Genomic DNA, 3,102 nt, shown 5'->3' on the forward strand with positions numbered 1-3,102 from the left:
TCAAAGAAGTTCATTCCGAAAAGATGAACATCGGACAAAGGCCCCATGGAAAGAGAGGACAAAGCGCCAATGGCGGTGCCGGCCACGGTTACCGCAAGCGCGGCCCGGGCCCGGGTCATTTTGGCCTTGTCCGCCAGGAAGGCCGTGGCCACCTCATGAAGGAACATGGCGGAGGTAACGGCAGCCACAAAAAGGATGAAGTAGAAGGATACCGGAATCAGCCAGTTCAGGAAGGCGTGATCCGCCAGAGAGGAGTTAAAGACGCTGGGGAGGGAGATAAACACCAGGCCGGCTCCCGAGGACGGGGAGGCCCCTGCCACGGAAAACACCGCCGGGAAAATGATAAGACCGGCCATTATCGCCACCAGAGTGTCCATGAAGCCTACGGACACCGCTGTGCGATTCAGATTCACATGCTCCGGAAAATACGAAGCGTAGGTCACGAGGCCCATGCCGATGGAAAGGGAATAGAAGCACTGGCCGATGGCAGACAGAAATACTCCGGCAGTGAGATAGTCGGGATTGAAGGTGAAGAGGAAATCCAGAGCCTTGCTGAGTCCCGGCATGGTAAAGGCAAAGCCCACCAGCAGCACCATGATCAAAAACAGCATGGGCATCAGAATGCGGGAAGCCATCTCAATGCCGTTCTTGACTCCGGCCACGATAATGAAGTGAATGATCCCCATGGTAATGAACAGGGTGAGAAGCGGCTTCCAGGGGTCGGAAACAAAGCCGGTGAAGGTGCCGGCATAAAGATCCCCGGAGGCGGCTCCTGAGTTCATGAGATCCTCGATTTCCTGCAAGTGTCCGGAAACGGCCTCCCAGAGGTAGTAAAGCACCCAGCCTACCACCACATTGTAGTAGCAGAAGATCACAAAGGCCACCAGGGCTGAAGCATACCCGACAAACTGCCATTTGGAATCGGGAGCCAGAAGAGTATAGGCCTGGCCCACATTAGCCCGGCTCCTTCTCCCGATGACGAATTCGGTCAGGAGGAGCGGAAGCCCGAAAAGGAGAATAACAATAAGGTAAAACAGCAGAAACGCCGAACCGCCGTTCTCGCCGGTCTGGGTGGGGAAACGCCAGATATTTCCCAGCCCCACGGCAGAGCCGGCTGCCGCCAGCACTCCCGCAAGCGCGGTGGAAAACTTATGGGCGCTTTTGGTATCGCTCTTGGAATCACTCATAGAAACCGCCTGTTAAAAAATAAAAACCGCGGAATTTTAGCAGACTTTTGCGGTGATGCCCCAAAACCTCGCGGATCCGGCTCTAAAATTGCGAGCCCCGGACAGAAAACGAAAAAGCGATACCCCAGAGGCTCTGAATTATCAGGAGCGTGATATCCAAAAGCCGCGGCGGAAATCGTCTTTCCCGTTACCCGGCTCTTTTCTGAAAAAAACGCCCTGATCCCGCAAATCCTGTCCCGCCCTGCTGAAATCAGCCGGAAATCGTTGCAAAAATTGTGACGCACTTTACAATAAAAGACAGAGCGGCAAAGAAGCGACATCTCCAGGCACAAAGCAAATGGGAGTTGCCGCTGCCGCCGAAAAACGGTTCCGCACCGCTTTTAACAGTTATTAAAGGAGATCTCTATGAAATTCAAATGCAAGATCTGCGGTTACGTCTGCGAAGCTGACCAGGCTCCGGACATCTGCCCGAAGTGCCAGAAGGAAGGCGTTATGGAAGCTCTTCCGAAAAACAAGTATGCCGGCACCAAAACCGAAAAGAATCTTCTGGAGGCCTTTGCCGGAGAGTCCATGGCCCGGAACAAGTACACCTATTTTGCCTCCGTGGCCAAGAAGTCCGGTTATGAGCAGATTGCCGCCCTGTTCCTGAAAACCGCTGAAAACGAAAAGGAGCACGCCAAGCTGTGGTTCAAGGCCCTGGGAGGCATCGGCAGCGTGGAGGAAAATCTTCTTGAAGCCGCCGAGGGGGAAAACCACGAGTGGACTGACATGTACGAACGCATGGCCCGGGAAGCCGAAGAGGAAGGCTTTGCCGAACTGGCCGAACAGTTCCGCGGCGTGGCTGCCATTGAAAAGCATCACGAGGAACGCTACCGGAAGCTTCTTCAGAACATCAAAAACAAGGAGGTGTTCGACAGAGCCGGGGTTCATATCTGGGAATGCCGTAACTGCGGGCACATTGTGGTAGGCACCAGCGCTCCCGAGGTTTGCCCGGTATGCAACCATCCCAGAAGCTTCTTTGAAATTTCCGCCGAAAACTACTGATTAAGGCCGAAACTGCTAATTAAGGCCGGAGGATCATCACCTTGTCCAAAACGGGGTGGATGAATCCTGAAACCGAAAAACGGGCTTCCCAGGAGGCCCTTTTTTTTATGCCTCTGAAAAAGCGCCGTCCCCCGGCCCCGGCGGAAAAGCGCCGCGAACCGGCAATGACGGCAACCGGGTCTCGCCGGGGCTGGCAAATCAGAATCAGCTCCGCCCTCATCCCCCCGCAGGACAGCGACGGGGTGCGGAAGTGTATAGCGGGGTATGGCAGGGCAAAAGAACCGGGACATGGCAAGGCACATGGTATGACCGAAGCCGGAAGGGAGATTTTACTCATCAGGACAGGAAGTCTGCTTCTTCTTATCCTCCGGAAGAGACTTAACAGTAACCCTGAGATCCTCGGAAACCGCAAGCTCATAGTCATGGTTCTGACAGCGGAGCCGAGGATTCCCATGAGGCATTTCCTCCCGGATCCTGAGGAAAGCAGTGCCGGGCTTTTTGCCCGCGATGATAAACACCTTATCATAGCCGGCGCCCCGAAGTCTCTCATGATCCTTCTTCTTATAGCGTCTGTCCGTGGTGATAACGGCAATGTCGGAAGCAAATTCCGCATGATAAGAGGGGCCGCCGCCGTCAAAGGAATGAAAGGTGAGCTCCAGGGGCTTGGGCCCTTCCTGAGCCCGGGCCTCCCGGGCGGTGAACAGGAATCCTCCCAGGACTCCGGCTGAGAGAAGAAGGAGCAGCATAGCGACGGCAAAGATTTTCATAAAGCCTCCCGGGAACTCAGATCTAAAAAGCATTCTTCCGGTCATCATAGCAGAAACCGGGGCGATAAAAACAGCGAAGGTACACTAAAAACAGGTCAGGCAGT

Annotated in this window: 3 protein-coding genes; 1 reads left to right on the forward strand and 2 read right to left on the reverse strand. The window is 54.6% G+C overall.

Annotated elements, in window-relative coordinates:
* The coding region (locus ACJROR_RS12720; RefSeq protein WP_406547374.1) for a sodium-dependent transporter at window positions 1-1,187 on the reverse strand (1,187 nt) is incomplete at its 3' end.
* A gap of 405 nt (window positions 1,188-1,592) precedes the next feature.
* Between ACJROR_RS12720 and rbr the strand changes: the two genes are divergently transcribed.
* The gene (gene rbr, locus ACJROR_RS12725) at window positions 1,593-2,231 is read left to right on the forward strand and encodes a rubrerythrin (protein ID WP_406547375.1); all 639 of its coding nucleotides are present in this window, start codon (window positions 1,593-1,595) and stop codon (window positions 2,229-2,231) included.
* A 329-nt stretch (window positions 2,232-2,560) separates the two neighbouring features.
* Here the strand turns inward: rbr and ACJROR_RS12730 are convergent, their stop codons facing one another.
* Window positions 2,561-2,998 (reverse strand): hypothetical protein, encoded by a 438-nt coding sequence (locus tag ACJROR_RS12730; RefSeq protein ID WP_406547376.1) that lies wholly within the window; start codon window positions 2,996-2,998, stop codon window positions 2,561-2,563.
* Window positions 2,999-3,102 lie beyond the last annotated feature (104 nt).

This window comes from Succinimonas sp. (assembly GCF_045225735.1).
Classification (GTDB): Bacteria; Pseudomonadota; Gammaproteobacteria; order Enterobacterales; family Succinivibrionaceae; genus Succinimonas.

Coding starts and splice junctions, on each gene's coding strand:
- rbr (WP_406547375.1), top strand. CDS start 1,593: ATGAAATTCAAATGCAAGATCTGCGGTTACGTCTGCGAAGCTGACCAG.
- ACJROR_RS12730 (WP_406547376.1), bottom strand. CDS start 2,998: ATGAAAATCTTTGCCGTCGCTATGCTGCTCCTTCTTCTCTCAGCCGGA.